This is a genomic window from Streptomyces sp. AMJ-169 (assembly GCF_055597585.1).
This window is the reverse complement of record NZ_JBVLTJ010000007.1, coordinates 85,396-111,457: the sequence shown is the minus strand read 5'-3', so window position 1 is coordinate 111,457 and position 26,062 is coordinate 85,396. Positions and strand designations below refer to the sequence as shown.

General features: G+C 71.2%; 27 protein-coding genes. 15 read left to right on the top strand and 12 right to left on the bottom strand.

The features are described 5' to 3' along the window. Window positions 1–23 precede the first annotated feature (23 nt). Window positions 24–809, bottom strand: a complete 786-nt coding sequence (locus tag ACYUD3_RS18905) for an HNH endonuclease (protein ID WP_470971238.1) — start codon at window positions 807–809, stop codon at window positions 24–26. A gap of 307 nt (window positions 810–1,116) precedes the next feature. On the opposite strand from ACYUD3_RS18905, the gene ACYUD3_RS18900 reads away from it, so the two are divergent. From ACYUD3_RS18900 to ACYUD3_RS18890, 3 genes are all read left to right on the top strand, one after another. Next, on the top strand, window positions 1,117–1,536 hold the full coding sequence (locus tag ACYUD3_RS18900) for a hypothetical protein (protein ID WP_470971237.1): 420 nt from the start codon (window positions 1,117–1,119) through the stop codon (window positions 1,534–1,536). Between the two features lie 117 nt (window positions 1,537–1,653). Beyond that, window positions 1,654–1,953, top strand: coding sequence for a hypothetical protein (locus tag ACYUD3_RS18895; RefSeq protein WP_470971234.1), 300 nt, complete (start codon window positions 1,654–1,656; stop codon window positions 1,951–1,953). Window positions 1,954–3,552: 1,599 nt separating this feature from the next. Next, on the top strand, window positions 3,553–4,842 hold the full coding sequence (locus ACYUD3_RS18890) for a cytochrome P450 (protein WP_470971232.1): 1,290 nt from the start codon (window positions 3,553–3,555) through the stop codon (window positions 4,840–4,842). A 304-nt stretch (window positions 4,843–5,146) separates the two neighbouring features. Here the strand turns inward: ACYUD3_RS18890 and ACYUD3_RS18885 are convergent, their stop codons facing one another. Both ACYUD3_RS18885 and ACYUD3_RS18880 read right to left on the bottom strand, forming a co-directional pair. Further along, the gene (locus ACYUD3_RS18885; protein WP_470971230.1) at window positions 5,147–6,271 is read right to left on the bottom strand and encodes a M20 family metallopeptidase; all 1,125 of its coding nucleotides are present in this window, start codon (window positions 6,269–6,271) and stop codon (window positions 5,147–5,149) included. After that, a complete protein-coding gene (locus ACYUD3_RS18880) occupies window positions 6,268–7,284 on the bottom strand; it encodes a LacI family DNA-binding transcriptional regulator (protein ID WP_470971227.1) in 1,017 nt (338 codons plus the stop codon). The genes ACYUD3_RS18885 and ACYUD3_RS18880 overlap by 4 nt, the downstream gene beginning before the upstream one ends. Window positions 7,285–7,503: 219 nt before the next feature. Between ACYUD3_RS18880 and ACYUD3_RS18875 the strand changes: the two genes are divergently transcribed. From ACYUD3_RS18875 to ACYUD3_RS18850, 6 genes are read left to right on the top strand one after another with little or no spacing between them, the layout of a single operon-like run. Further along, window positions 7,504–8,490 (top strand): substrate-binding domain-containing protein, encoded by a 987-nt coding sequence (locus tag ACYUD3_RS18875; RefSeq protein WP_470971225.1) that lies wholly within the window; start codon window positions 7,504–7,506, stop codon window positions 8,488–8,490. 11 nt (window positions 8,491–8,501) lie between these two features. Further along, window positions 8,502–9,272: an ATP-binding cassette domain-containing protein gene (locus tag ACYUD3_RS18870; protein ID WP_470971222.1), complete on the top strand. Its 771-nt coding sequence runs from the start codon at window positions 8,502–8,504 to the stop codon at window positions 9,270–9,272. Then, window positions 9,269–10,282, top strand: coding sequence for an ABC transporter permease (locus ACYUD3_RS18865; protein WP_470971220.1), 1,014 nt, complete (start codon window positions 9,269–9,271; stop codon window positions 10,280–10,282). Before ACYUD3_RS18870 ends, ACYUD3_RS18865 begins: the two co-directional genes overlap by 4 nt. After that, on the top strand, window positions 10,279–11,331 hold the full coding sequence (locus ACYUD3_RS18860) for a phosphotriesterase family protein (protein ID WP_470971217.1): 1,053 nt from the start codon (window positions 10,279–10,281) through the stop codon (window positions 11,329–11,331). The genes ACYUD3_RS18865 and ACYUD3_RS18860 overlap by 4 nt, the downstream gene beginning before the upstream one ends. Then, window positions 11,328–12,086 (top strand): glutamine amidotransferase, encoded by a 759-nt coding sequence (locus tag ACYUD3_RS18855; RefSeq protein WP_470971215.1) that lies wholly within the window; start codon window positions 11,328–11,330, stop codon window positions 12,084–12,086. Before ACYUD3_RS18860 ends, ACYUD3_RS18855 begins: the two co-directional genes overlap by 4 nt. Window positions 12,087–12,125: 39 nt before the next feature. Next, complete coding sequence (locus tag ACYUD3_RS18850) at window positions 12,126–12,722, top strand: TetR/AcrR family transcriptional regulator (RefSeq protein WP_470971212.1); 597 nt, start codon at window positions 12,126–12,128, stop codon at window positions 12,720–12,722. Window positions 12,723–12,803: 81 nt separating this feature from the next. On the opposite strand, the gene ACYUD3_RS18845 is transcribed toward ACYUD3_RS18850, so the two are convergent. Continuing rightward, the gene (locus tag ACYUD3_RS18845) at window positions 12,804–13,382 is read right to left on the bottom strand and encodes a TetR/AcrR family transcriptional regulator (protein WP_470971209.1); all 579 of its coding nucleotides are present in this window, start codon (window positions 13,380–13,382) and stop codon (window positions 12,804–12,806) included. Between the two features lie 124 nt (window positions 13,383–13,506). Between ACYUD3_RS18845 and ACYUD3_RS18840 the strand changes: the two genes are divergently transcribed. From ACYUD3_RS18840 to ACYUD3_RS18825, 4 genes are read left to right on the top strand one after another with little or no spacing between them, the layout of a single operon-like run. Then, entirely contained in the window at window positions 13,507–14,733 is a 1,227-nt protein-coding gene (locus ACYUD3_RS18840; protein WP_470971206.1) for a cytochrome P450, read from the top strand. Window positions 14,734–14,777: 44 nt separating this feature from the next. After that, the gene (locus tag ACYUD3_RS18835; protein WP_470971203.1) at window positions 14,778–15,578 is read left to right on the top strand and encodes an SDR family NAD(P)-dependent oxidoreductase; all 801 of its coding nucleotides are present in this window, start codon (window positions 14,778–14,780) and stop codon (window positions 15,576–15,578) included. 49 nt (window positions 15,579–15,627) lie between these two features. Beyond that, window positions 15,628–17,055, top strand: coding sequence for an MFS transporter (locus ACYUD3_RS18830; protein WP_470971202.1), 1,428 nt, complete (start codon window positions 15,628–15,630; stop codon window positions 17,053–17,055). Beyond that, window positions 16,976–18,124, top strand: a complete 1,149-nt coding sequence (locus tag ACYUD3_RS18825) for an anhydro-N-acetylmuramic acid kinase (protein WP_470971199.1) — start codon at window positions 16,976–16,978, stop codon at window positions 18,122–18,124. Before ACYUD3_RS18830 ends, ACYUD3_RS18825 begins: the two co-directional genes overlap by 80 nt. On the opposite strand, the gene ACYUD3_RS18820 is transcribed toward ACYUD3_RS18825, so the two are convergent. The 7 genes from ACYUD3_RS18820 to ACYUD3_RS18790 all read right to left on the bottom strand — a co-directional run bounded on the left by ACYUD3_RS18820 (window position 18,114) and on the right by ACYUD3_RS18790 (window position 23,589). Next, window positions 18,114–18,416 carry a MazG nucleotide pyrophosphohydrolase domain-containing protein gene (locus tag ACYUD3_RS18820; RefSeq protein ID WP_470971197.1) on the bottom strand — a complete coding sequence of 101 codons (303 nt, stop codon included), beginning with the start codon at window positions 18,414–18,416 and terminating at the stop codon, window positions 18,114–18,116. The genes ACYUD3_RS18825 and ACYUD3_RS18820 overlap by 11 nt on opposite strands. Window positions 18,417–18,499: 83 nt before the next feature. Then, a complete protein-coding gene (locus ACYUD3_RS18815) occupies window positions 18,500–19,009 on the bottom strand; it encodes a nucleoside/nucleotide kinase family protein (RefSeq protein WP_470971194.1) in 510 nt (169 codons plus the stop codon). Then, complete coding sequence (locus ACYUD3_RS18810) at window positions 18,994–19,929, bottom strand: nucleoside 2-deoxyribosyltransferase (RefSeq protein ID WP_470971191.1); 936 nt, start codon at window positions 19,927–19,929, stop codon at window positions 18,994–18,996. Before ACYUD3_RS18810 ends, ACYUD3_RS18815 begins: the two co-directional genes overlap by 16 nt. A 19-nt stretch (window positions 19,930–19,948) precedes the next feature. Then, window positions 19,949–20,773 (bottom strand): PfkB family carbohydrate kinase, encoded by an 825-nt coding sequence (locus ACYUD3_RS18805; protein ID WP_470971189.1) that lies wholly within the window; start codon window positions 20,771–20,773, stop codon window positions 19,949–19,951. Window positions 20,774–20,790: 17 nt separating this feature from the next. Beyond that, the gene (locus tag ACYUD3_RS18800; protein ID WP_470971186.1) at window positions 20,791–21,600 is read right to left on the bottom strand and encodes a hypothetical protein; all 810 of its coding nucleotides are present in this window, start codon (window positions 21,598–21,600) and stop codon (window positions 20,791–20,793) included. Then, a complete protein-coding gene (locus tag ACYUD3_RS18795; protein WP_470971183.1) occupies window positions 21,597–22,265 on the bottom strand; it encodes an aspartate racemase/maleate isomerase family protein in 669 nt (222 codons plus the stop codon). The genes ACYUD3_RS18800 and ACYUD3_RS18795 overlap by 4 nt, the downstream gene beginning before the upstream one ends. After that, window positions 22,255–23,589 carry a radical SAM protein gene (locus ACYUD3_RS18790; protein ID WP_470971181.1) on the bottom strand — a complete coding sequence of 445 codons (1,335 nt, stop codon included), beginning with the start codon at window positions 23,587–23,589 and terminating at the stop codon, window positions 22,255–22,257. The genes ACYUD3_RS18795 and ACYUD3_RS18790 overlap by 11 nt, the downstream gene beginning before the upstream one ends. Before the next feature lie 365 nt (window positions 23,590–23,954). Between ACYUD3_RS18790 and ACYUD3_RS18785 the strand changes: the two genes are divergently transcribed. Continuing rightward, complete coding sequence (locus tag ACYUD3_RS18785; RefSeq protein WP_470971178.1) at window positions 23,955–24,680, top strand: hypothetical protein; 726 nt, start codon at window positions 23,955–23,957, stop codon at window positions 24,678–24,680. 13 nt (window positions 24,681–24,693) lie between these two features. After that, window positions 24,694–25,404, top strand: coding sequence for a hypothetical protein (locus tag ACYUD3_RS18780; RefSeq protein WP_470971176.1), 711 nt, complete (start codon window positions 24,694–24,696; stop codon window positions 25,402–25,404). A 34-nt stretch (window positions 25,405–25,438) separates the two neighbouring features. Here ACYUD3_RS18780 and ACYUD3_RS18775 read toward each other — a convergent pair whose 3' ends face one another. Continuing rightward, window positions 25,439–25,996 (bottom strand): SMI1/KNR4 family protein, encoded by a 558-nt coding sequence (locus ACYUD3_RS18775; protein WP_470971173.1) that lies wholly within the window; start codon window positions 25,994–25,996, stop codon window positions 25,439–25,441. Window positions 25,997–26,062: the final 66 nt, after the last annotated feature.

Genomic DNA, 26,062 nt, shown 5'->3' with positions numbered 1-26,062 from the left:
ATAGGTGTTATTGAGTGGAGCGGTCAGTAGCGGTTTTTGCGTGAGAGGGCAGCTGCGTCTTGTGCCTTCGCTGCTGCCGATGAGAGCTTTTCCGCTGCATTATTGATGAGTCCCGCCGCATCAGAGAGACCTCGGATTTTTTCCGCAGCGTTCGAGAAAACTATAACGCTGTCTGGGAGTGACCTGAGAGATTGAGACGCCTTATGAAGTAGAAACGCGGTGTCCTGGAGGTGCCTCAGATCGCGGGACGCGTTGTTGAGCATGAGGATGCTGTCCTCGGAGATTCCGAAACCGTGAACCCTGGGATCGGAGATCTCCTTGACCACGCTCCTCAGCAGGCTTGCGAGTTCAGGGGCGGTTCTGGCGAACTCGTCCAGTGCGGGATCCAGCCGCTCGAAGAGTTCATGCTGCGCTTCCTGGATCATCCTGGCCAGCTTTTGTTCGGTCAGATCCGTTAACCCTGCGAGGGCGTCGATTCCATCGGACTCCCGAGAATATTTCCAGCCTTCAAGAACCTCGACCGTGAACTCATCGCTTCGAGGACCGTCCACCAATTTGTGATGCGGTGTACACAGCAAGATCAAGTTAGCGAAGCTATTCCGATCCTGAGTGTTGAGGGAAGTATCCGACCGTGGGCCGTTGTCCTCGAACGCGCGGATGTGGGCGATCTCAAGGTTCAGGAAGGGATCACCCTCGATGATCTTCAGGATGGGGATCCGGCACTCGGGGTAGTAGCAGCCGCCGCGAGCGAGAGTGGTCAGGGCGGCGATGGTGGCGTTGCTGTAGGTGCGACGAGGCTTGGAAGTCACGTTGTCTCCTTCGGGTGGGCAGGACACTCCTAAGTTAGGGGGCGCCACTGACAATGGGCCTTTGGATCAAGGGAGTCAGAGGTCACGAGGAGCTAGCCGCTCGGCGGCTGCTAGGTGCTCGGCCCGGCCGTCGAGGACGCGGCAGTTTCCCGGAGGTGGCGACCTCGCCGAGATGACCTCGCCCTCCGGTCTGATCACCTCCTACACCTACACCTACAGCGGTCTCGGCCGGAAGATCGCCTAGAAGCAGCTCTCCGGCGCCTTCCACGTAGGCGTCACCACCACCTCCGCCTACGCCCGCTGCGGGTTGCTGCTCACCGTTGTCAGTCCGCGCGGCAACAACACCACCTACCGCTACGACACGTTCGGCTGCCTCGTGCAGGAGACCGTCCAGGCCGAGGAGAACGGCAACGCACCCGTCACCTTCAATCCGTCCGCCCTGACCGGCTACAACACCTTCGGCGAAGCCACCGAGGCCAAGGACCCCGCAGCAACGTCACCTGTGGCCAGGTCGACCATCGCGGGCCGCACCAGCGCCGTCACCTTGACGACCTACGGTTACGGCCTCGGTGAGAAGGAGGCAAGCAGCGCAGGCGCCAACCCTCACAACCAGGCCAACCGCATGACTTCCTGTACCAAGGACGGCATGACCACCGCTTATGCCTGGGACGTGTCTGGGAACTGCACCCAAGCCGGCAGCAAGACAGCGATCTGGCGAGGCACTTGAAGAGTGGGGGGCGATTTCTGTTTCGGAATGGGGAAATTTAGTGCCTACTTTGGGGTTTATTCGTCTCCGGGTGGTGAAGTCGTCGAAGCTGTTCAGGTGTTGGAAGATTTTCATCAGATGGCTGACGAGCATCCGGTGGTCCGGCGATTGTATGAACCTTACGGTCTGTTCGTTCCTGGCGAGGGAGGGCTGATTCCCTGGGGAGTTTCAGTGACCGCTGTGGAGTACTACTGGATCGCTCATCCAGATAGTCCCTCCGAGGAGTGGGTGCTGGCTGTTCGAGAGCATGGAGGGGAACTTAAGGAGTACAGGATGCCGATGTCGGAGTTCGTTTACAGAATGCTTACTGATGTGGGATTCGGGCACTTCGGTATCGCTGACCTGGTTCCTGATCCCTTTTATGTTCAGATTCATTGACAGGCGGTCGGGTCATGGGATCGGCCGCGCGCTGGGACGGGCAGAATGTGCGGCGCTGGCTACCTTCGCGGGTGGCCGATGGGCCCCCGAAGCAGGGCGACCAGCCGAAACCGGTGGCACTGCGCGGCAGCCTAGACGCGGAAGAATAGAGGGAGGGGTGGCACCCGGCCGGCCTGTTAACCGGTGTTCCACTCTCATGGCATCGGCCTCGACGGTCAGCGTGAAGGGGGTGTGGCGCCGGCAGCGGGACACCGTATACCCGAGACGCCGTAGGAGTACCGGGCGTGCTCGCCGACCGTCAGCATCCTGGCCGCCGCGAGCACCTCGCCTTGGTGGTGGGTGAGGCAGAGGTATATGCGGCCGGGGTTCTCGGTGTTCAGTACGGTCCGTATGCGTTGGAAATAGGCTGGCGGGTGGGGAGTTGAGTGGCCCAGTTCGGCGGTCTCGGCACCGTCTTCGCTGCCCAGCCCACGGGTCGGCGATCGCCGCTTTGACCTCCTCGGCTCCAGCCACCGCTGAAGATCCGACGCGGCCCGATCACCCGGCCATCGGACAAGTAGGCCAGATAGTGCTTCAGCCTCGGCAATGGCTGCAGCAGCTCCACGCCGACAAGATGGCTGTTCCTCACCCTCGATGCAACGCCCCTCCAATTCCCGTCAGCGGGGTGACACCACAAGAAGTCGGCCTTCCGATCTCACGGCTCCCGCTAAGCTGCGCCAGCATCTGCCGCACCGCTCCGAGTTCTCTAACCCGTCGCCCTGAAGGACGAGCGGCGTGCTTACGAACGCAACGCGCATGGAGTGCGGATCAGAACGAGCAGCGACTGACCGTCTGCCCGCATACCGGAACCGGGGCGCACATCTCACGGAGGTAGAGGGCGGCATACTGCCTCCGCTGGAAAGATGAGGGGAACTCGGTTTGTTCGTCTGCTCATGCCGGCGGCGGTAGTGCGCCTTCGCTCCGGGCCAGGTCCTGAGTGATGCGAAGGCCTGCACATGCCTGGTGCGGTTGAGGCGGTCGTCCTTGATGCCGGCGAACGCCCGGCTGCCAAGCTGGACGCCGAGATCGGGAAAATCGCGTCAGCTCCTGGGCGTTGGAGGAAAGCCTCCTCCAACGTCTTCGTGAGATCGCCCGCAGCCATGCAAGCGGTCTCCAACTGGCGCAGCAGGGCGAGCATCCGCTTGCCGGGTGCGTCCTCGGTTGATGGTGGGCTTCGTGTGCCGGGACCGTGCGCTTTTTCCTCCGGGGTGGTCGGATCCTCGAAGTGCTGCGGACGTTCGCCGACGGCGTCGAACCTCGCCCGCATAGGCATCCCCGACGAGAAACCGCCTGCCCACCCCCCATATGCCGCCAGCTCCACGCCGCTGAGAAGGAACGCGCGCCCCGCGTAACCGCAAGCCCAGACACACGACCTAGGCGCGGCGCCAGCCAGTCAGAGCTCCCCGCGTGCGCTCACACCATCGGGTTATTTCCGGCATACCTCAACTCCGGTGTGGAAGTACCCATTTGGATCCCATCGGCTACCAGAGCCGATCCAGGAAGGCAGTAGCCGGGAGTGCCCCGCGCTGTCGCCGGCTTCTGCTGCAAGGGACCGTCGCCATGCCTGACAAAGAACACCGGACTCGGCTCAGCCCCCGCGCGGGCCTGGTGCGGTCGGGGTACAGGATCCGGCTGCGGCGCGACCCCCTTGCCTACATCGAGGAGTTGAGCCGCCGCAGCACCGCGGGCGTGATGCAACTTCCCTGGGGCGGCTGGTGTGTTCGCGATACCGAGTTGGCGCAGACACTGCTGCGGGACCCGGAGTATCACATCGGCGGGTCGGTTTTCTTCGGTGAGTTGCTGCCCGCCCGCGATGCGCAGATCGAACTGGGGCGTGCGGTGCGCGGGCTGCTGCGCTCCGGACTTCCCCGCTACCGTGCCGCGTTGCCCGAAGCAGTGGCCGATCTGCCAACCGCCAGTCGGTGGCCGGACGCCGGTACGCGGCTGGTCCACCGTTGTCTGGCGGACTTGCTGCTGCATCCCGGTACGCCTAGCGGCAGCCGTGAACTGGTGCGGCAGGCCGCGTACGGAGGTGTCGCGGTGCGGTCGGTGTACGTGTGGCAGCGGGGCCGGGCCGAGGTGGTGCGGGCCAGGTACGTCGCCGCCTTGGCCGAGGAGGCGCGCCGTCGGCGTCGGCAACCTGCCGGTGAGGCACGGGACTTGCTGGACGCGGTGCTCGCCGTGTGCCCGGAAGCGGAGGTGTCCGACCGGACGGTGGCCGGGCTGCATCTGATGATGTTCCGGGCGATCCTGGCTCCCGTCAGCGCCGCGCTGGCGTGGTCGGTGCTGCTGGGCTGTCTGCATCACACCGAGGCTGCGCCGTATCGCACCGAGGTCGAGCCCCATCACACCGGGGCCGAGCCCCATCACACCGAGGCTGCGCCCCATCCCACCGAGGCCGCGCCCTGGCCCTGGCCGGTCGATCACGTCGTGCGCGAGGCGCTGCGCCACCGGCCGGTGCCCTGGATGCTCGGGCGCACCCTCCCGCGCGCCATGGAACTCGGCGGCACCGTCTTCGCGCCCGGCGATCTGCTCTCCGTCTGCCCGTATCTGCTGCACCATGACGAACGGCACTGGGACTCCCCGTACGACTTCCGGCCCGGACGCTGGGCCGACAGCACCGGGCATGGTCCCTACGTCCCCTTCGGCACAGGGCCCTTCAGCTGCGCCGGCGCGGCGGTGGCGCACACGCTGCTCACCGAGTCGCTGGCCGCTCTCACCGATCACGCCCGCCTGGCGGTCACCGGCGCCGAGACGCGTGCCGCCATGTCGGAGGGCAACGTCCCGCGGCCGTTCGTCCTGCACCGCACCCCGGACCACCCGCCCGCACCCGACACGAGAAGGAGGTGAGCAGCATGGCGGCGATGATGCGACGCGTCTTCACCAACAAGCCGGCCCGGCGCTGGTACTGGTACTGATCTGACCGGCCAGGAACCAGGAACCAGGAACCAGGACACGATCGGCCCGGACGTCACCGGCGTCCGGGCCCCCACCCGTCAGCCGCAAAACCCACAAACTCGCAACCTCGCAACTCCGCAAACCCCGCAACCTCACAAACCCGCAAACCCGCAAACCTCACAAACCTGCAAACCCCACAAACCCGCACCCCCAGCCACCCCACACCCCCAGCCACCCCGCCCCCTACAACCCCCCCTCACACCCCACACCACCCCCCAACAACCCCCTCATACACCCCCACCGCCTCCCCCAACCGCCGCACCGAACACCACTCATCCGTCACATGCGCCTGCCCCGGCTCCCCAGGCCCATAGATCAGCGTCGGAGGCGTCCCAAGAGCCGGCGTCAACACCGCCGCGTCCGTGAAGAAGGTCGCCGTGCGCGGCGCGTACGAGGTGTCCGGAGCCGCCGCCGTCGCCAACTCCCCTACAGAGCAGGCCCATTCGTCCCCCGGGTCGGTCCACACCGGCGGCAGGTCGACGAGCGGTTCCCAGCTCACCTCCGGGCCCGCCTGACCGGCGAGCTGGGCCAGCACTTCGGTGTGGTCCTGCCCCGCCACCGTCCGCACGTCGACGGTGGCCGTCGCGAGGTCCGGCACGGAGTTGGCGTTGAGGCCCGCGCTGAGCGTCGCCACGTTGAGGGTGGGCCGGCCCATCACGGGGTGCGCGGGGACGGGGAAGGCGAAGTCGGCGAGGCGGAGTACCGCGTGGGCGAGTTTGTAGGCGGCGTTGTCGCCGAGGTGCGGCATCGAGCCGTGGGCGGTGACCCCGGTCGTGCGGGCCCGCAGCCACAGGGCGCCTTTGTGGCCGTGGACCACTTGGCCCGCGGTGGGTTCGGCGATGAGCAGCGGACCGCTGCGCACGCCCCGCAGCAGGGGCGCGACATGGCGCGCGCCGAGCGCGCCGGTCTCCTCGGCGGCGGTCAGCACGAGCCGCAGACCCGCCCGGCGCGGCCGGTGGGCCGCCACCCGCACGGCGGCCAGCACCATCGCCGCGACGCCGCCCTTCATGTCGCTGGTGCCCCGCCCGTACAGCCGGTCGCCGTCCAACTCGCCCGCGTACGGGTCGTGTTGCCAAGGGGCGGCGCCCAGCGGGACCGTGTCCAGGTGCCCGGACAGGCACAGGGGCGGCACGTCCAAGCCGGTGTGCCATTCGGCGATCAGGGTCGCCCGGCCGGGCGCGTGCTCGTGGACGCGGACGGTGAACCCCGCCCGCTCCAGCAGCGGTGCCACGACCGCCTGGGCGGCCGACTCGGCGGCGTCGACCGTGGGGAGCGCGACGAGCTTGCGGGTGAGTTCGATGACTTCGGTGATGTCCGTCATGCGGGGGCGATCCTCGGTGTCGAGCCTCTGAGCTGGAGGAGCGGGGCGATCGCGATACGGCGGGAGCCGCCCGCGGGGTCCTGGCGCAGCAGCCGGGCGCACTCGTCGGCCATGACGTCCCACTGCTGGCGCATGGTGGTCAGCGGCGGATCGGAGATCTCGGCGAACGCGATGTCGTCGAAGCCGGTGACGGCGACCTCGTCCGGGACGGAGATCCCCGCGCGGGACAGCCCGCGCAGGACGCCGAGCGCGATCAGGTCGTCGCCGCAGACGACACCGTCAGGCCCCCGGTAACCTCCGTCACCGCCGTAGTCGTCGGCCAGCCCCTGCGCCGCCTCAAGCCCCCACGACACGTCGAACCGCCCCAGCAGCGCCGGAGCCGCCGGCTTCAGCCCGTGCCGGGCGAGGGACTTCTCGAAGGCCTGGGCGCGGTCGCGGGCCGAGGAGTTGTCGAGCCGTGAGCTGACGAAGACCAGGCGCCGCCGGCCCCGGGCGACCAGCAGGTCGACGAGCTGGGAGAAGCCCACGGTGTCGTCGACGCCGACCCAGTGCCCCGGCAGGCCCTCCACCTGGCGGTCGATCTGGATCACGGGGACGTGCTCCGCGGCCGTACGGATCGCCGGGGCGCTGTCGGTGGCGTGCAGGGGGCTGATGATGATGCCGTCGACGTGCCGGTCGGTGAGGGTGCGCAGCCGGCGGGCCTCGACGTCGAGGTCGTGGTGCGAGTCGCACAGCAGCAGGTCGACGCCGTCCTGCTGGAGCCGGCGCTCCACCGCCTCGACGAGCAGCGGGAAGAACGGGTTGGAGATCTGCGGGACGACCATGCCGATGGTGCGGGAGCGCTGGGTGCGCAGCGCCCGGGCCAGGGCGTTGTGCCGGTAGCCGAGCCGCTCGGCCGCCTCCTGCACGCGCCGCTTCACCTCGGGGCCCACGGGACGTGAGCCCGACAGGGCGCGGGAGACGGTCGCCGTGGAGACCCCGGCGAGTTTCGCGACGTCCTGGATCGTGGGCATGGACCTTCTCTCCGCGTCGGCCGGCGTCAGGCTCGGTAATCGTTTTCCGGGCGAGCGCCCTTCCTACCACGCGGATTCATTTGGCAGAAATCTCTTGACTGTCCGGATTTCTTCCTTCTACATTCACCGCACCTCGGCAATCGATTACCCGACGGTGGCGACGACGCCCCCGGGGTCGCCGAGCCTCTCTCCACAGCTCTCCCGCCCGAGAGGAACCCCATGCCCAGCACAGCTCTGCGCAGAATCTCCGTCGCCACCCTCACCGCCGCCCTCGCCCTCGGCGTCACCGCCGGCTGCTCCCGCGAGGGCGACTCCACCACCGCCAAGGCCAAGCCCGCGGCCTCCGGCGGCAAGGTCCGCATCGGCCTGGTCCAGGTCAACCAGCAGGCCATCTTCTTCAACCAGATGAACGACGGCGCCAAGGCCGCGGCCGAGAAGACCGGCGCCGACCTGACGGTGTTCAACGCCAACGACGACGCCGTCCAGCAGAACCAGGCCGTCCAGAACTTCGTCCAGCAGGGCTACGACGCCGTCATCGTCGAGGCCATCGACGTCAACGGCATCAAGCCCGCTCTCAGGGCCGCCGCCAAGGCCGGGGTGAAGGTGATCGCCGTCGACGGCATCATCGACGACCCGTCCGTCGACGTGCAGGTAGGCGTCGACAACGCGGCCGCCGGCAAGCTGATCGGCGCGTTCGTCGACGACTACGACAGCGCGGGCAGGATCACCGCGAAGATCGGCGTCGTCGGCGCCCTCAACTCGTACATCCAGAACCTGCGCAAGGACAACTTCGTCGCCACCGTGAAGGCGAAGGGCGCCAGCGTCCTGCAAACCGTCGACGGCAAGAACACCCAGGAGGGCGCGGCCACCGCCGCCGAGAACCTGCTCACCGCCGAGAAGAGCATGAACACCGTGTACGCCACCGGCGAGCCCGCGCTCCTCGGCACCGTCGCCGCCGTCAAGAGCGCCGGTGCGCAGGGCCGCGTCAAGGTCTTCGGCTGGGACCTCACCAAGCAGGCCATCGACGGCATCGACGCCGGGTTCGTCGCCGGCGTCGTCCAGCAGGACCCCAAGACCGAGGGCGGCAAGGCCGTCGAGGCCGCCGTGGCCCTGGCCAAGGGGGAGACCGTGGCCAAGAAGATCGACGTGCCGGTGACCATCGTCACCGAGAAGAACGTCGGCCCCTACCGCTCCGTCTTCAAGTGAGGGCCGCGGACATGAGCACGCAGACCGCTTTGCCCGAGTACCGCGCCGAGATGATCGGCGTACGCAAGCGCTACGGCATGATCGACGCGCTGCGCGGGGTGACCATCCGCGTCCGTCCCGGCGAGGTCGTCGGGCTGGTCGGCGACAACGCGGCCGGCAAGTCGACCTCGATGAAGATCCTCTCCGGGGCGGTGATCCCCGACACCGGGGAGATCCGCGTCAACGGCCGGGCCGTCGCCTTCAGCACGCCGAAGGAGGCCCGGGACGCCGGCATCGGCATGGTCTACCAGGACCTCGCCCTGTGCGACGACCTCGACGTCGCCGCCAACCTCTTCCTCGGCCGCGAACCCCGCACCGCCGGCGGCCTGTTCCTCGACAAGAAACGCATGCACGCCGAGGCCCGCGAACACCTCGACGCGCTGCGCATCCGCATCCCGCTCACCGACGTCGCCGTCCGCAACCTCTCCGGCGGGCAGCGGCAGGCGGTCGCCATCGCCCGCGCGGTCTCCTTCGAGCCGCAGGTGCTCATCCTGGACGAGCCGACCGCCGCGCTCGCCGTCACCGAGGTCGAGACGGTCCTGGAACTCATCCGCACCGTCTCCGCCCGCGGCGTCAGCGTCATCCTCATCACCCACCGGCTCCAGGACCTGTTCCGGGTCTGCGACCGGCTGACCGTCATGTACGAGGGCACCGTGCGCCGCGACCTCGACGCCCGCAGCACGTCCCTGGAAGAACTCGTCGCCGAGATCGTCGGCGAAGGCCACCCGACGGAGGCGGCATGAGCAGCCAGAGCGCGGTGCGCGGCGAACGGGTCGTCACCACCCGCTCCGCCCGCACCCACGCCTATCTCGGCACCCACATCCAGACCGTCGCCATCGGCGGCATGCTGCTGGCCGTCCTCGCGGTCTTCTCGCTGACCGCCGACACCTTCCTCAGCACCGACAACTTCCTCAACGTGCTGCGCCAGAACGGCCCCGCGCTGATCGTCGCCGTCGCGATGACCTTCGTCATCACCACCGCCGGCATCGACCTGTCCGTCGGCTCGGTGCTCGCCCTCAGCGGCTCCCTGCTCGCCATCCTCATCGAGCACGGCACCAGCCCCACCCTCGCCTTCCTCGCCGTCCTCGCGCTCGGCGCCCTGACCGGCGTACTCAACGGCTGGCTCTCCTGCTACCAGGGCATCCCCGCCTTCATCGTCACCCTGGCCACCCTCGGCATCATCCGCGGCACCGCGCTGCGCTCCACGAACGGCTACTCCCTCTCCATCCCGGAGAACAGCTGGGTCGGCTTCCTCGGGCAGGGGCTGATCGGGGGCGTCCCGGTCGCGGCCGTCCTCGCCGTGGCCGCGGCGGTCGCCGGCTGGATCGGCTACGCCAAGACCCCGTTCGGGCAGTACGTCGTCGGACTCGGCAGCAACCGCGAGTCGCTGCGCCGCGCGGGCGTCAACGTCCGGCTGGTCGGACTGTGGGTCTATCTGATCTCCGGGGTGGCCGCCTCCCTCGCGGGCGTCCTGGTCGCGACCCGGCTCGGCAGCGGCTCCTCCAACCAGGGAGTCGGCTTCGAACTCACCGTCATCACCGCCGTCGTGCTCGGCGGCACCAGCCTCTTCGGCGGCCGGGGCAGCGTGCTCGGGACCGTACTGGGTGTGCTCACCCTTGGTTTCATCGAGAACGGCCTCGACCTCAGCCACGTCAACCCGTTCTACGTCCAGATCGTGCAGGGCGCCATCCTGCTCGCGGCCGTCCTCGCCAACACCCGCCTGTTCACCCGCTTCTCCACGGCCAAGTCATGACCGCCGTACAGACCGTCCTCGGCCCGGTGGACTCCGCCGCGCTCGGGGTGACCCTGATGCACGAGCACCTCCTCAACGACTGCTCCGCGTGCTGGCACCCGCCCGCCCCCGACGACGCCGAGGGCCGGGAGATCGCCGAACGGCCGCTGGACATGGCCTACTTGGGCCGGCTGCGCAACGACCCCTTCCTGTCCCGCGACAACATCCGGCTCGCCGACGTGGACCTCGCGGCCGAGGAGGCCGCCCGGTTCGCCGCCGCCGGCGGGCGCACGATCGTCGAGCAGACCTGCTCCGGCATCGGCCGCGACCCGGCCGGACTCGCCGAGATCGCCCGCCGCACCGGCCTCAACATCGTGATGGGCTGTGGCTTCTACCTGGAGCCCAGCCACCCCGCCGCACTGCGCGGCATGACGGCCGAAGACATCGCCGCGCACCTCGAGAGCGAGGTGCGCGACGGGGCCGAGGGCGGCGTCCGGGCCGGACTCATCGGCGAGATCGGGATCTCCGCCGCCTTCACCCCGGCCGAGGAGAAGGTCCTGCGCGGCGCCGCCCGCGCCCAGCGCCGCACCGGCGTCCCCCTGTCGGTGCACCTGCCCGGCTGGGAGCGCCACGGCCACCGCGTCCTGGACGTGGTCGCCGAGGAGGACGGCGACCTCGGCGCGACCGTCCTGTGCCACCTTAACCCCAGCCTCGGCGACCCCGATTACCAGCACGCCCTCGCCGAACGGGGCGCCTGGCTGGAGTACGACATGGTCGGCCTGGAGTTCTACTTCGCCGACCAGGACGCCCAGTCGCCGGCCGACGAGGACAGCGCCCGCGCGATCGCCGCGCTGGTCGCCGCAGGCCACCGCGACCGGCTGCTGCTCTCCGGCGACGTCTTCCTCAAGACCATGCTGACCCGCTACGGCGGCTACGGCTACGACCACCTCATCACCAGTTTCTCCCCCCGCCTGCGCCGCCACGGACTCACCGCGGCGGACGTCCGGCGGCTGCTCGCGCACAACCCCGCGGCCGTCTTCGAGGCCGCGGCGAAAGGAGCCCGTCCATGAACCGCGCACTCCGCGTCCTCGTCGCAGGCGAGTCCTGGGTGAGCGAGGCGACCCACTACAAGGGGTTCGACGCCTTCACCTCGGTCACGTTCCACACCGGCATCGACCCGCTGCGCGACGCGCTGACGGCGGCCGGCATCGAGGTGACCTACCTGCCCGCCCACGAGGTCCCAGGACACTTCCCCGAGTCGGCCGCCGAACTGGCGGCGTACGACGTGGTCGTCCTCTCCGACATCGGCGCCAACAGCCTCCTGCTGCACCCCGACACCTGGCTGGACGGCCGCTCCCGCCCCAACCGCCTCAAGGTCCTGGCCGACTGGACCCGCGCGGGCGGCGGCCTGGCCATGGCCGGCGGATATCTGAGCTTCCAGGGGTTCGAGGGGAAGGCGTTCTACCACCGCACGCCCGTCGACGACGTCCTGCCCAGCGTGATCGCTCCCTACGACGACCGGGTCGAGACCCCTGAGGGGGCGGTGCCCGAACTCGCCGACGGGGCGCACGAGATCGTCGCCGGGGTGCCGGGGGAGTGGCCGGCGCTGCTCGGCTACAACCGGTTCGGGGTCAAGCCCGACGCCCATGTCATCGCCCGGGTCGGCGGGGATCCGCTGCTGGCGGTGCGGGAGGTGGGGGAGGGGCGGACGCTCGCGTGGGCCTCGGACATCGCGCCGCACTGGTGTCCGCAGGAGTTCCTGGACTGGAAGGGGTATCAGCCGTTGTTCGCCAACGCGTGCCGGTGGTTGGCGGGGCGGGGCTGATCGGTGGGGTACAGGTGGGCCCCGGCGTATTCTCGTGCGGTGATCCCTGGTCTGCGTGAGCGCAAGAAGGCGGCGACCCGTCTCGCGCTGCACGACGCCGCCGTGCGGCTGGCCTTCGAGCGCGGGGTCGAGAACGTCACCGTGGAGGCGATCGCCGAGGCGACCTCGGTTTCCCGGCGGACCTTCTCCAACTACTTCGAGGGCAAGGAACAGGCGCTGCTGTACCGGGACCGGGCGCGGGTGACCCGCCTGGTCGAGCTCGTCGGCGCCCGCCCCGGCACGGAGGACCTGCTCACCGCGCTGACCCGCGCGGTGGACGGGCTCGTCGCCGAGTACGCCACCGACCCCGACGCCGACGCGCGGTACGGGGAGCTGTGCCTGCATCCCGCGCTGCGCGCCGAACAGGCGGCTCTGCACGCCGCGGTGGAGCAGGATCTCGCGGTGGTCGTCGAGCGCCGACTCGCTCCGGGGGAGGGGGGTGCTTTGCGGGCGCGGCTGGTGGCGGCGACTTTCCTGGCGGTGATCCGGGTGCTCCGGCAGGAGTCGCTGAGTCGGCCGGACCGGGGGAAGGGGGAGTTCGTGGGGGAGGCGTTGGCGCAGGTGTGCGGGGAACTTCTTCCGGGGGCCCGGAGTTAAGAGGGGTAGCGCGGGGGCGCGGCGGGCGGGTCAGCGGGGGAGTCCGGCGGAGGGCGCGGCGGCTGGCGGGGAGTGCGGCGGCTAGCGGAACCCCTCCCGCACCGTAGCCATGGCCTGCTGGACGAACTCCACCGGATCGAGTTCGCCCTCGCTGATCACCCGCTGCCTGGTGACCCGGAGAACCGTGAGGAAGGCGGCGGCGAGGACCGGCGCGCGCAGGGGGACGTCGGTGGGGGGAAGCCGTTCGGCGATGGCGTCGGCGAGGTCCTGCTCCACGGCGACGTAGGTGGCGACGAGTTCGGTGAGCAGCGCGGGGTGCAGCCGCAGATCCTCGTACCGCGCCTCCTGCTCGGGGGCGGCCGTGTGCTCGGTGACGAGCTGTTCGACGGCCCGGGTGAGGGCGGCGGAGAGGGGTTCGTGCGCGGGGGCGGAGCGGACCAGGCCGGACAGCAGGGCCACGCGGGTCCTGTCCCGGTGCAGCAGCGCCTGTTCCTTGCTGGCGAAGTAGTTGGAGAAGGTACGCCGGGACACCCCGGCGGCGTCGGCGATCGCCTCCACCGTCAGGCTCTCGACACCGTTCTCGGCGGCCAGGCGTACGGCCGCCGCGTGCAGCGCCTCCCGGGTCGCCGCCTTCTTGCGGTCGCGCAGGCTCGTGATCATCCCTGTGAGCGTAGACCAGAGATTTGGTTCCCGTTGGGAAAACTTGCACAGTGGGAAAGTTCCTGGAAGGGTGAACCGGCCGATCGTTGCGCAGCACTGACGACTGTGAAGTGAGGACACGACGATGACCAGCACCCTGAACCCCGCCGCCGCGGACCGGGCCGAGATCCCCGCGTTCCCGATGGCCAGGGCGGCGCGCTGCCCCTTCGACCCGCCGCCGGGACTGCGCGCCAAGCAGCAGGAGGCCCGGCTGGCGCGGGTCCGGCTGTGGGACGGCAGCACCCCCTGGCTGGTGACCCGGTACGCCGACCAGCGCACCCTGCTGGGCGACCCGAGGATCAGCGCCGACAACACCCGCCCCGGCTATCCGCTCCAGGCCCCGATGCGGCTGGGCGGTTCGAGCAGCTTCATCCTCATGGACGACCCCGAACACGCCCGGATGCGCCGGATGGTGACCGCGCCGTTCGCCATCCGGCGGATGGAGGCGATGCGGCCGGCCGTCCAGCGGATCGTGGACGACCTGATCGACGAGCTGCTGGCCGGGCCGAAACCGGTGGACCTGGTGGAGGCGTTCGCCCTGCCCGTGCCCTCGCTGGTGATCTGCGAGCTGCTCGGAGTGCCGTACACCGAGCACGACTTCTTCCAGGAGAACAGCAAGAAGCTCATCCGCTGGAGCCTGCCGGCCGAGGAGCGCGCGGCGGCGCAGGAGCGGCTGTACGCCTACCTCGACGACCTGGTCGGCAAGAAGATGGCCGACCCCGCCGACGACCTGCTGTCCGGACTGGTCGGACGGGTCCGAAGCGGCGAACTCACCCGCGCCGAGGCCGCGCAGATGGGCGTCCTGCTGCTGATCGCCGGGCACGAGACCACCGCGAACATGATCGCGCTCGGCACCCTCGCGCTGCTCCAGCACCCCGAGCAGCTCGCCCAGTTGCGCGACGGCGACAGCCCTGAGCTGGTCGCCTCGGCGGTCGAGGAACTGCTGCGCTACCTCAACATCCCGCACAGCGGGCGCCGGCGCGTGGCGCTGGAGGACATCGAGTTCGCCGGGGAGGTCATCCGCGCCGGCGAGGGCATCATCCTGCCCAACGACATCGCCAACCGCGACCCCGAGGCCTTCGCCGACCCCGACCGCCTCGACATCCGGCGCGACGCCCGCCGCCATGTCGCCTTCGGCTTCGGCGTCCACCAGTGCCTCGGCCAGCCCCTGGCCCGCATGGAGCTCCAGGTCGTCTACAGCACCCTCTACCGCCGCATCCCCACCCTGCGGCTGGCCGCCGATCTGGACAAGCTGCCGTTCAAGCACGACGGGTCGGTCTACGGGGTGTACGAACTGCCCGTGACCTGGTGACCGGGCGCATCACCGAATCCGCCAGGCAAGTCAAGGAGAATCAAGTGGCAACAGCATTCGCCGGCAAGTACGGACCGTGGAGCGTCATCGCCGGCGGTTCCGACGGCGTCGGCAGCGCGTTCGCGCACAAGATCGCCGCCGAGGGCGTCAACGTCGTCCTCGTGGCGCGCCGCGTCGCGGTGCTGGAGGAGGCCGCCGACCGCATCCGGGCGGAGCACGGCGTCGAGGTCCGCACCGTCGCGCTCGACCTCAGCCTCCCCGACGCCCTGTCCCTGCTCGCGCAGGCCACCTCCGACCTCGAGGTCGGCCTGCTGGTGTTCAACGCGGGCGCCGACGACGCCGGCGTCCCGTTCCTCGACAAGGACCTCGACGCCCATCTCCAGCTGGTCCGGCGCAACTGCACCGCGGTGCTGGAGGCGGCCCACCGCTTCGGCGCCCCGATGACGGCGCGCGGCCGCGGCGGCATGGTGCTCGTGACGTCCGGCGCCGCCTGGGCGGGCGGCGCCACCCTCGCCGCCTACGGAGCGACCAAGGCGTTCGACCTCGTCCTCGCCGAGAGCCTGTGGGTGGAGTGGCGCCAACTCGGCGTGGACGTCCTGGCGTTGGTACTGGGCCGCACCGACACCCCGTCCCTGCGGCGCACACTGGAGGAACAGGGCACCACGGCCGGCGAACTCGCGGCCCCGGAGGACGTCGCGGAGTCGGCCCTGAGCAACCTCGGCGCCGGTCCCACCTGGATCCACGGCAGCGCGGATCCGGGCGGGGCGTCTCCGGTGGGGGCGTTGAGGCGGCGGGATGCGGTGCTGGCGATGAGTCGGGGGTGGGCGGGGTTGGGCACGGCGTAGGCGCCTTGCTCCCGTAACGAAATCGCGCGGGGCTGCCGATACAGGTGACATGAAGACGTTTCCCGGTCGGCCGGTCCCGGGCAAGCCCGCGGTGCGGGCTCTTGTCGCGGGGTCGGTGGGGAATTTCATCGAGTGGTACGAGTTCGGTGTCTACGGCTACTTCGCGACGGTGATCGCGGAGCGGTTCTTCACCCCGGACGGCAGCGGCGGCGCCGAGGGGCTGGTGCGGACGTACGCCTCGTTCGCGCTGGCGTTCTTCTTCCGGCCGGTCGGCGCCGCGCTGTTCGGGCGGCTCGGTGACCGGGTGGGGCGGCGGCCGGTGCTGATCGTGGTGATCGCGCTGATGAGCGGGGCGACGACGCTGATCGGGGCGCTGCCGACGTACGCGACCGCCGGCGCCCTCGCGCCCTGGCTGCTCACGTTTCTGAGGGTTGTTCAAGGGCTGTCCGCAGGTGGGGAGTTCGGGGGCGCGGTGTCGGTGCTGACGGAGTTCGCGCCGCCGGGACGGCGCGGGTTGTACGGGGCGTGGCAGTCGTTCACGGTGGCGCTCGGGCTGCTCGGCGGAGCGGGGGTCGCGGCGCTGCTGGCGACCGTCCTGGAACCGGCCCAACTCGCCGACTGGGGCTGGCGGTTGCCGTTCCTGCTGGCGCTGCCGATGGGGCTCGGCGCGCTGTGGCTGAGGCTGCGGCTGGAGGAGACGCCGTCGTTCCAGGGGGAGTTGGCGCGGCGGGTGCCGGCGGGAGGGGTCGGTGCGGCGATCGTACGGGTGCCGGCGGGCGAGGTCCGTGCAGCGACCGTACAGGTGCCGGCGGGTGAGGTCCGTGTGGCGATCGTGCTGGGCGCCGGGCGGGTGATGGGGTGGTCGGCCGCCGGGTACACCTTTCTCGTCGTGCTGCCGTCGTATCTACAGAGCACGCTCGGTGCGAGTTTCCGGCAGGCGCTGCTGGCGACGGTCGTGGCCAATGCGGGGTTCGCGGTGACCGTCCTGCCGGCGGGGTGGCTGAGCGACCGGGTGGGGCGGCGGCCGGTGATGCTGACGGGGGCCGTGCTGGTCGTCGTGCTGTCCGTGCCGCTGCTCAACCTCCTTCAGGACAGCGGGACTTCGGATGTCGTGAAGGGCGCGGGGGTGTTCGGGGCGGGCGCGGTGGTGGGGCTGATGGCGGGGCCGGGACCGGCGATGCTCTCCGAGCTGTTCCCGACGAGCGTGCGCTGCACGGGCCTCGGACTCGCCTACGCCCTGTCCAATGCCGTCTTCTCGGGCTGCGCCGGACTCATCATCACGCAGAGCGTCGCGCGCACCGGCAACGCGGACATCCCCGCGTACTACGCGGCGGCGGCCTGCGCCGTGAGCGCGCTGGCGCTCGCCAAGAACCGTACAGAAAAGGGGAGTCGGACGGATGCGGGTGATCGGGCTGATGTCCGGGACGTCGTACGACGCGATCGACGCGGCGGCGGCCGAGCTGACCCTCGACGGTGACAGCCTCGTACTCAAGCCGCTCGGAATGGTGAGCGAGAGGTACGGCGACGTGCTGCGGGAGGCGCTCGTGGCGGCGTTGCCGCCGGCGGCCACCACGCTGGCCGAGGTGTGCCGGCTGGACACCTGGATCGGGCAGGCGTTCGCCGCGGCGGCCGTCCGTGCGAACGCCGAACTCTGCGACGGGCAGGCCGAGTTGGTGGCCTCGCACGGGCAGACCTGCTACCACTGGGTGACGGACGGCACGGCGCACGGCACCCTGCAACTGGGCCAGCCGGCCTGGATCGCGGAGGCGACCGGGCTACCCGTGGTCGCCGACTTCCGGCCCCGCGACATCGCCGCCGGAGGCCAGGGCGCCCCGCTGGTCAGCCTGTTCGACACCCTCTGGCTGCGCGGCCGTCCGGGCACACCGGTCGCGCTCAACCTCGGCGGCATCGGCAACCTCACGGCACCCGACGGCACGGCGTTCGACACGGGCCCGGCGTGCGCCCTGCTCGACGCGGCGGCCCACGAGTTCGCCGCCGGGCGTCCGCCGTACGACGCCGACGGCGCCCTCGCGGCCTGCGGGACCGTCCACGGGCCTTTGCTGGAGCGGCTGTTGAGTGAGCCGTACTATGCGCTGCCCGCGCCGAAGACGACCGGCAAGGAGCTCTTTCACCTCGGGTATCTCCGGGAGGCGCTGGCTGGTGTGCGGCCCTTGCCGGCCGAGGATGTCCTCGCGACCCTCGCCCTGCTCACGGCCCGCACGGTGGGGGAGGCGGTGCGGTCGGTGGGGGCGACGGAGGTCATCGCGTCGGGTGGGGGTACCCGCAATCCGGTCCTCATGGCGCTGCTTGCCGCTGAGCTTCCGGGTGTTGAGCTGCGGACCTCCGACGAACTGGGGCTGCCGGCTGCGGCGAAGGAGGCGTATGCCTTTGCCGTTCTTGGCTTTCTGACGGCGCATGGGATGCCGGGGACGGTGGCGGTCAGTACGGGGGCTCGGCATGCGAGTGTGTTGGGGGCGGTGACGCCTGGGGGGAGGGCGGGGAGTGGGTGGGAGGTGGGGAGGATCGTGGTGGGGACTACCCCTTGACCCGCTGGAGCGTGCCGTTGGCCCCGGGGGCGTAAGCGCGACGGCTGTTCTTCTCGATCTTGCGGGCGACCTCCTGGGCCAGGTCGACGTTCTGCATCTGGGCGAGGGCGACGAGGTACAGGAACACGTCGGCGAGCTCCTCGCCGGCGTCGGGCAGGCCTTTGCGCCAGGCTGTGAACGCCTCGCCCACCTCGGCGTTGAGGAGCCCGAACTCGAGTGCGACGTCTTGGGTGTTGAAGCCCTTGGCGAGCTTGTTCTCCCAGGCCAGCTTCTGGGCTTCGGTGATGTCCACGATGGGTCCCCTTGACAGTGCCGCGCGACTTGTGGGGAACCCTAGCGAGACACGGGGGCCTGATGTGAGCGAAAGGGCGGGGTTCAGCCGGTGGGGCGGGTCATGTTCGAGACGGTGTCGTACGTCAGGACGGGCGTGTGGTCGCCGAGGGCACGGAACGTACGTGTGTAGGCGTCGGCGAGGGCGGATATCTCCCGCGTCGGGGGCGCCTGTCCGTCACGGTTCTTGAGCCGTTCATGGACGGTCGCCGCGGGGGCGACGAGATGGAGGAAGACGCCGTCGCGGTCGGTGACGAGTTCCGCGAGGTCGAGCGCCTGGCTCCACGAGATGCGGGAGCGGCCGCGGTAGAGGGGGCCGTAGACGAGTTCGCTGAGGAAGCTGCGGTCCAGCACGAGCCGGCCGGGGCGGGCGAGGAGGTCTCGGTAGCGGCTGACGAGGTCCTGGTGGTCGGGGGTGCGGGGGGAGTGGACGCGGACGAAGCCGTGTCCGGTGACGAGGGCGCGGGCGAGGGTGCTCTTGCCGACACCGTCGCCGCCTTCCAGGACGACGGTGCGGTGGGAGGCGATCTCTTCGACGGTCATCCGCGCAGCCACGCGGTCACCTCCTGCTGGGTGTGGAGTGTGCGGTCGACGCCGTACTGGATCATCAGGTTGCGGTGGTTGGGCTCGCGGCCGGCGGCGTGGGTGAAGGTGCTGCGGGGCAGGTAGGCGGCCACCGGCAGGCCGGTGGCACAGGCGGCACCGATCAGCAGGGCGGCACCGGGCGGTGTCTCCGGGCCGCGGACGTCGGCCAGGAGACGCTCCGAGTTCAGGGCGCAGGCCCAGTCGGCGGCCGCGGCCCCCACGGGGTCGGCCGCCGTGAAGCGGTCCGGGCGCCGGACGGTGATGCCGGCGCACCCGGTCCTGGTCGGCCATCTGGAGGAGACCGGGGTGTAGGGGGAGGGCTCGGCGTACACCGTCGCGGCGGTCGGGGCGGTGCGCACCGGTGGGGTCGGATCGGGGAGGTGGAGAGCGGCTTCGAGACAGGCGGCGACGGCCTGGTGGACCTGGGCGTGGTTGCGGGCGGCGAAGTCGGCGTAGCGGGTGGGCCCGGGGGTGTTCGGGGACGGGCCCAGGCGGGGGACGCGGACGATGCGGGTGGCGAGGGCGTCGAGGAGGGGGTCGGGGAAGACGGTGTGCGGTCCGTCGCGGGTGGGGGAGTAGTCCTGGAAGTCGGTGGTCATCAGGATCACGGGCGTACCGAGGGCCGCGGCGTAGCCGATCTCCATGCACACGCCGTCGTCGGGGCCGGGTCCGTGGACGAGGGCGATGAGGGCGGTCAGGCGGCAAAGCCGGTCGCGGTCGAGTTCGAAGAGCCTGCGGCCTTTGACGTCGGCGGTGAGGGTTTCCTCGTCGGTGTCGCAGAAAGGGAGGAAGACCTGCTCCCGGCCGAGCTCGAGGGCGAGCCGATGGGCCAGTCCGGCGGCGAGGGCACGGTCGTGGGCGGCGAAGAGACGGTGGGCGACGTAGTACACCGGGGCCTCCTTGTGCCGGTCAGGACGGGGCGCGGCGTGGGGCGGGAAGGAACAGGGGCGCGCGGGTGAGGTGGCGGCCGGCGGCCCGGACGGCCGAGGTCAGGGCGCGGGCCGGGGGAGTGCCGTGGGCGCGGTGGGCGAGGTAGGTGCCGGCCACGGTGTCGCCGGCGCCGGTGATCTGCCGGACGGCCGCGACGGGGAGCGGGGCGACGGGCGGCAGGGGGCGGCCGTTCAGGAGGACGCGGGCGGGGCGGGGGCCGTCGGTGACGACCAGCTCACGCAGCGGACCGGTCCTGGCGGCCTCGAGGACGGCGTGCTCCTCGGCGTTGACGAAGACGCCGGTGGCCAGGGGGAGCCAGGGAGCGGCGGCCGGAACGAGCTGCGGGGCGCTGGGGAGGTGGAAGTCCACGCTGAACGCGCAGCCGTGCCGGGTGAGCGCGGCGAGGACGGCGGGGACGTCGAGAGGGCGGCGGCAGCAGACGTGGAACACGGCCCCGGGGTGTGTGGCGATCAGGCGCAGGGCGTGGCGGGTGAGGCGGGCGGCGACGGACATGTCGCTGCCGACGGCGCTGACGGTGCCCGCCTGGTCGTAGTGGATGGTGAACGCGGCCGAGGAGCCGTGGGCATGGTGCACGAGGGACCAGTCCAGCGCCGGCAGCCGGACGTCGGCCGTGAGATCGGCGAGGTCGTGGCCGACGACCGCGGCCGGGGCGGCGGGCAGGCCGGCGCGGGCCGCCGCGGCGGACACGTGCAGGGCGGCCCCGCCGAGCTGGTGGGCCACCCGGTGCCCGGGGCGGTGGACGCGGTCGAGGGAGATGTTGCCGATCACGATGATGCGCTGCATACCGCCCCCTGGTGCGGTCAGGTCGTGGTGTGGGCGCAGCCGGTCACGGCGGGGCACAGCGGGCGGCGCCGGCACAGGCGCGCGGGCGGCCGGTTGAGGTAGAGGCGCTTGAAGTAGATCAGCGTCAGGTGCGTGAACCAGGTCGGTGCGGCCCCGGCCGGGAGGGTGACCGCGCAGCCGTCGGCGACGGCGCGCAGTGGCTCGGCGTGGCGGGCGACGGCGTGTTCGAGCAGGGCACGCAGGTGCTCGTGGGCGGCCGGGCCGGCCGGCAGGGTGAAGCCGAGGGCGGGGGCGAGCTTGGTGACCATGCCGGAGTCGACGGGGATGACGCCGCAGTGGTAGCCGCGGACGTACAGGGCGGCGCACTGGGCGACCTTGTAGGAGGCGCCGAGCACGTCGCGGGCGAAGGCGGTGACGAACTGCCCGGTGTCCCAGGCGTCCGGGTCGGTGCCGTCCTTGTCCCAGCGGGTGAGCGTGTCGGCGAGGGAGCGGAGGTAGGACAGGCGGGCCCGGGGAAGTCCGATCGGGGCGGCGAGTTCGCGGACCTGGTCGTCGTCGAGGTCGGCCAGGGCGTCGAAGCCGAGCGTGTCGGCGCGGGCGAGGACGCCGGCGTAGGTGTCGATCATGCGGTAGCCGACGCGGGCCGACCATCCCGCGGCGAGCATCCGCAGCCGCGGGTCGGTGATCGAGGGCGGCCACCAGCGGTTGGTGTCGTGGTTGGCCTCCACCTCGGCGCGGACGTCGGCGAGCCCGGCCGCGTGCGTCACGAGCGCCAGGACCCGGTCGTCGGCGCGCTTGCCGGGTCTCGTCGGGGACTTGGCGGTCATGGCGTTGCTCCTGGGACGGGGACCGGGGTGAGGGCGGCGAGGGCGAGGTTGGAGGAGACCGCCGGGATGCCGTGGCGGGCCTGAAGGAGGGGCAGGGCGGCCAGGGTGCGCCAGCCGGTGCAGGACAGGACGAGCGCGTCGGCGCCGGTGAAGGCGCCTGCGGGCAGCCGGGCGCACAGGTCGAGGACCTGCGCGGCGGGGATGTCCGGGTAGCCGTCCGTGCGGCCGAGGCTGACGTGCGCCGCGACCTGGATGCCGCGCTCGCCCAGGGCGTCGGCCTCGGCGCGGGTCACCGCCTGCGGATAGGGCGTGGCCGGCACGATCCGGGTCAGGGCGCGGCGCCGCAGCAGCGCGGTGAGCGCGTCGAACGCGGTGAGCACACCGTCCGGCAGCGCGGGACCGCCGGTGAACCCGGCGGACGTGCACGCCAGCACGGTCGCCTCGAGCGGGAGGTGGCGCAGCGAGTCCACCGCGCCGGTGGCCGAGGCCCGCAGCCCGTGCCAGAACGCGTCGTCGACAGCGGTGGTGCGGGAGGCCGGCACGAGCCGAGCGTAGTGGAACACCGTGCCCCGCTCGCCGAGTTGCGGCAACTCCTCCTCGACCGCCTGGTTGGCCCACGGCAGCAGCACCCCCACATGCCGCCGTGCCGTCGCGTCAGCGGACACGGTGGGTGCCGTGGATGACGCGCGGGGCGTGCCCGGTGACGGTGATGTCCGCCGGCGTCCCGACCGGGACCCGGGCATCGGCGTCGACGATCTGGATCGCGTAGGAGCCCAGGCGGCGGAACCAGGTGCCCCGCTCGTCGACGAAGTAGCTGTGCACGCCGGGGATCTCGAGACCGGCCGGGTAGACCCGCTGCTTCATCGGCCGGTCCCACAGGGCGTCGAGGTCCGCCTTCCACGTCGCGAAGTGCTCCTTGGACGGCAGCCCGTCCCTCTCCGCCTCCTCGTCCGCCAGCGGGGTGCCGGGGAACGCGCGGGCCAGACGCACGTTGGTGCGGTGGCACAGAAAGCCGGCGTCGAGGATCCGCTTCAGGGCGGTGAGGTTCGCCAGGTGCGTGGCGTGGGACTCCCCGGGCAGCCCGTAGACCAGGTTCAGTCCGGGCAGGAGCCGGGGCAGCCCGCCCGGCCCGCGGGCGGCGCCCGCCTCGTTCACGTGCTCCACCGCCCGCAGCAGGATCTCCTCGGTGCAGGTGAGCGTGTTGCGCTCGATCACGGCCGGGTCGAAGGACTCGATCCCCATCGGCGCGCAATTGCCCTCGGTGCACCACCCGGCGACCAGCGCGGCGATCCGCCGGCCCACGGGAGCGGCCACCGCCAGCGGGTCGGCGTTGTCGATGTGCAGCATCTCCAGCTCCGGACACCGCTGACGGATCCCGGCCAGCAGTGCCTCGATCGCCTTCTCGTCGCGCCCCTGATAGGAGAAGAAACAGGTCTGCTGCCCGAGCCGGAAGTGCCGCACCCCGGCCGCGTACAGCTGCTCGGCCTCGTCGAGGACGTCCTCGACATCGCGGTGCGCGACCGCCGGCGCCTTGCCCGGTTCGTTGCAGAACCGGCAGAACGCCTTGCGGGTGCAGCCCCGGTACAGCTCCAGCTCCGCGACCGGCCGCCACGGCAGCTGCTCGATCAGCCCGCCGAACCCGTCCCGGTCCTGCCGCAGCCGCTCGTACGGCGCGGGGGCCCGGCTGCCCAGCGCGAGCGTGCCGGAGGTGAGCGTGTGGGTGTGCACGGCGTCGAACAGCCCCGCCCACGGGCCGGGTTCGGCCAGCGCCCACGTGGCCATCGGGCCCAGCAGACAGCGGCGCCCGCGGACACGGGCCAGGGCGCGGGCGATGTCCTCGGGCGAGCCGTTGACCGCGTGCAGGTGCACCGAGGGCACCTTGTCCCCGGCCACGACCACCACGGCCTCGGCGTCCCGCAGCAGCTCGACGGCCTTGTCCCGGTTCACCGTCGCCGAGTAGGTCCACCGGTCGCTCAGCGGCGGCTCCACCGCCGGCCAGACACCAGCGCACGTCGTCGATCGTCACGTACCGGACCTCAGCGCCCGGGCGGGACCGGCGCAGCGCCGCATACGCCTGCCGCACATAGGCCGACAGATACGGCGGCACGCCCAGACCACTGGGCTCGACCGTGTAACAGTCCAAGATCACCAAGGGGGCGGTCACCGCAGCTCCTCTCAGGACGTCCGGCCCCGGCGGCCACCGGAGGCGCGGGCGCACAGGCGCAGTCTGCGGCCGTCCGTACCCACCGCAGGAGTGCGCACCGGGGTTGTCCGCGAGCACGCGGGTCGCACACACCCGGGACGGTCCGGCTCGACGGGAGGACGAACCGGCGGGGAAAGGGCACCATCCGTTCATGAGCAAGCACACCGGACAGCATCCGAGAGACAACGTTCCGTTACGGGAAACGATCGAACAGGCCGGCTGCTCCCACGCCCGCCTCGCCGCCCGAGTCAACGAACTCGCGGGCCGGCAGCAGATCACCACCCGCTACACCAAGGCCTCCGTGACCCGCTGGATCCAGGGCAAGCAACCCCGCGACCAGACGCCGCAGTTCATCGCCGAGGCCCTCTCCGAACTCGTCGGCCGCGCCGTCACCCCCGCCGAACTCGGCTACCCCGGCAATCCCCGACAGCCGCTCGCCGCCCGCTCCGCCCTCTTCGACGACGACGTCGCCGACACCCTGCACACCGTCGCCGAACTCGGCTCACTGGACATCTCCCGCCGCAGCCTCCTGGGCGACGTCCCCTTCACCTCCGCGAGCCTGCTCGGCCCGCAACGCCACTGGCTGCTCTGGCTGCTGGAGGACGACCGCGCCCGCACCCTCGCCGCCGCGGCCGGCTCCGGGCCCGTGGGACACGTCCACGCGATGATCGCCACGTTCGACGAGATGGACAACCGCTTCGGCGGCGCCGGTGTCCGCGTCGGCATCATCCAGTACCTCACCACCGGAGTCGTCCCCCTCCTCCAGCGCCGCCGCACGCCTGACACCGAGCGCCGCCCCTTGTTCACCGCCGCCGCCAGGCTCGCGGCCATGGCCGGCTGGTGCTCCTGCCCCCTGATCCGGCCAGTAGGGGGATAGGGGTCTCGCGGCCATGGCCGGCTGGTGCTCCTACGACGCCGCCGAGTACGGCCTCGCCCAGCGCTACATGACCCAGGCCCTGCGCCTGTGCGCCGAAGGCGGCGACCGCGTCCTCGGCGGCCAGATCCTCGCCGGCCTCTCCCACCTCGCCACCGGCCTCGGACACCCGGGCGAGGGCATCGCCCTCGCCCGCGCCGGGCTCGCCACCGCCCGCCGCGCCGGAAGCCCGCTCGGCCAGATGCGCCTGCACGCCATGGCCGCCCGCGGCCACGCGGCCCTCCACCACACCCGCGAGGCCACCGCCGCGCTCCGCCACGCCGAGCACGCCGCCGACACCAGCGTCGGCGCCGCCCACGAAGCCGCCTGGGTACGGTTCCTCGACCACCACTACCTCGAGGCCGAGGCCGCCCTGTGCCAGCGCGACCTGAGCAGCCCCCGCGCCGCCGAACGCCTCGCCGCCGCCTCCGTCCGGGCCAACGCCGACCGTGGCCGCCGCCAGGCCATCAGCCGCTCCGTCCTGGTCACCGCCCAGCTCCAGCAGCACCGCCTCGACGAAGCCCTCGCCACCGCGCACCTCGCCCTCGACCAGCTCGGCGGCGTGCACTCCGAACGCTCCGTCCAAGCCCTGCGCGACTTCCGCGCCCGCCTGGCCCCCCACAGCGACGAACCGGCCGTACGGGCCTTCGAACGCCACGCCCGGCTCGTCCTGGGAACGGCCGCGTGAACCTGGGTCCGGGACGACGGAACGCGGGCGCCCGCTATGCCCCGGAGGACAGCCGGCTCGCGGCCTGGGCCCATGGCTGCGGCTCGGCCAGGTCGTCCCCGTCGAAGGCCCCCTCCTCGAACCAGCCCGTCCCCGCCAGCCATGTCTCCAGCCACGCCACGAGGCCGGTGGCGTCGAGGAACCAGCACCCCTCCCACGATCCGCCGCTGTACGGGTTCGGCTCGAAGAGCAGGACCTGGCCGGCCTCGCTACGGCAATCGACGCCCGCGTACATGGCACAGCCCCAGGTCAGGATCGGTACGACGCCTTCGGGCCACTCCGGGTGCTCCGCTGCGGCGGACGCCTCACGGCGCGTCAGGTATTCGCCGACGACACTGGAGCCCGGACCGAGCAGCGGCAGCAGCCGATAGTCAGGGCCGAAGCCGCCGTCGGCGACCTCGCGGTACAGGCGCGCGAGCAGGGGGTGCAGCGTGATGCCCAGTTGCCTCTCGGCCTCCGCGAGATGGGCGGCGTCGACAGGCCCGGGGAGGTCCTCGCTGTCCGACGCGGCCCGGATGGCGACGCGGCGCACGAGGTCGTCGATATCGGACATGGCCGTGATGCTGTCAGAGCCCACTGACATGACGACGGCCAGGGGCGCCGGGCGGAAGCCTGCCGG

Coding starts and splice junctions, on each gene's coding strand:
- ACYUD3_RS18895 (WP_470971234.1), top strand. CDS start 1,654: ATGGCTGACGAGCATCCGGTGGTCCGGCGATTGTATGAACCTTACGGT.
- ACYUD3_RS18890 (WP_470971232.1), top strand. CDS start 3,553: ATGCCTGACAAAGAACACCGGACTCGGCTCAGCCCCCGCGCGGGCCTG.
- ACYUD3_RS18885 (WP_470971230.1), bottom strand. CDS start 6,271: ATGACGGACATCACCGAAGTCATCGAACTCACCCGCAAGCTCGTCGCG.
- ACYUD3_RS18880 (WP_470971227.1), bottom strand. CDS start 7,284: ATGCCCACGATCCAGGACGTCGCGAAACTCGCCGGGGTCTCCACGGCG.
- ACYUD3_RS18875 (WP_470971225.1), top strand. CDS start 7,504: ATGCCCAGCACAGCTCTGCGCAGAATCTCCGTCGCCACCCTCACCGCC.
- ACYUD3_RS18870 (WP_470971222.1), top strand. CDS start 8,502: ATGAGCACGCAGACCGCTTTGCCCGAGTACCGCGCCGAGATGATCGGC.
- ACYUD3_RS18865 (WP_470971220.1), top strand. CDS start 9,269: ATGAGCAGCCAGAGCGCGGTGCGCGGCGAACGGGTCGTCACCACCCGC.
- ACYUD3_RS18860 (WP_470971217.1), top strand. CDS start 10,279: ATGACCGCCGTACAGACCGTCCTCGGCCCGGTGGACTCCGCCGCGCTC.
- ACYUD3_RS18855 (WP_470971215.1), top strand. CDS start 11,328: ATGAACCGCGCACTCCGCGTCCTCGTCGCAGGCGAGTCCTGGGTGAGC.
- ACYUD3_RS18845 (WP_470971209.1), bottom strand. CDS start 13,382: ATGATCACGAGCCTGCGCGACCGCAAGAAGGCGGCGACCCGGGAGGCG.
- ACYUD3_RS18840 (WP_470971206.1), top strand. CDS start 13,507: ATGACCAGCACCCTGAACCCCGCCGCCGCGGACCGGGCCGAGATCCCC.
- ACYUD3_RS18830 (WP_470971202.1), top strand. CDS start 15,628: ATGAAGACGTTTCCCGGTCGGCCGGTCCCGGGCAAGCCCGCGGTGCGG.
- ACYUD3_RS18825 (WP_470971199.1), top strand. CDS start 16,976: ATGCGGGTGATCGGGCTGATGTCCGGGACGTCGTACGACGCGATCGAC.
- ACYUD3_RS18805 (WP_470971189.1), bottom strand. CDS start 20,773: ATGCAGCGCATCATCGTGATCGGCAACATCTCCCTCGACCGCGTCCAC.
- ACYUD3_RS18800 (WP_470971186.1), bottom strand. CDS start 21,600: ATGACCGCCAAGTCCCCGACGAGACCCGGCAAGCGCGCCGACGACCGG.
- ACYUD3_RS18785 (WP_470971178.1), top strand. CDS start 23,955: ATGAGCAAGCACACCGGACAGCATCCGAGAGACAACGTTCCGTTACGG.
- ACYUD3_RS18780 (WP_470971176.1), top strand. CDS start 24,694: ATGGCCGGCTGGTGCTCCTACGACGCCGCCGAGTACGGCCTCGCCCAG.
- ACYUD3_RS18775 (WP_470971173.1), bottom strand. CDS start 25,996: ATGTCCGATATCGACGACCTCGTGCGCCGCGTCGCCATCCGGGCCGCG.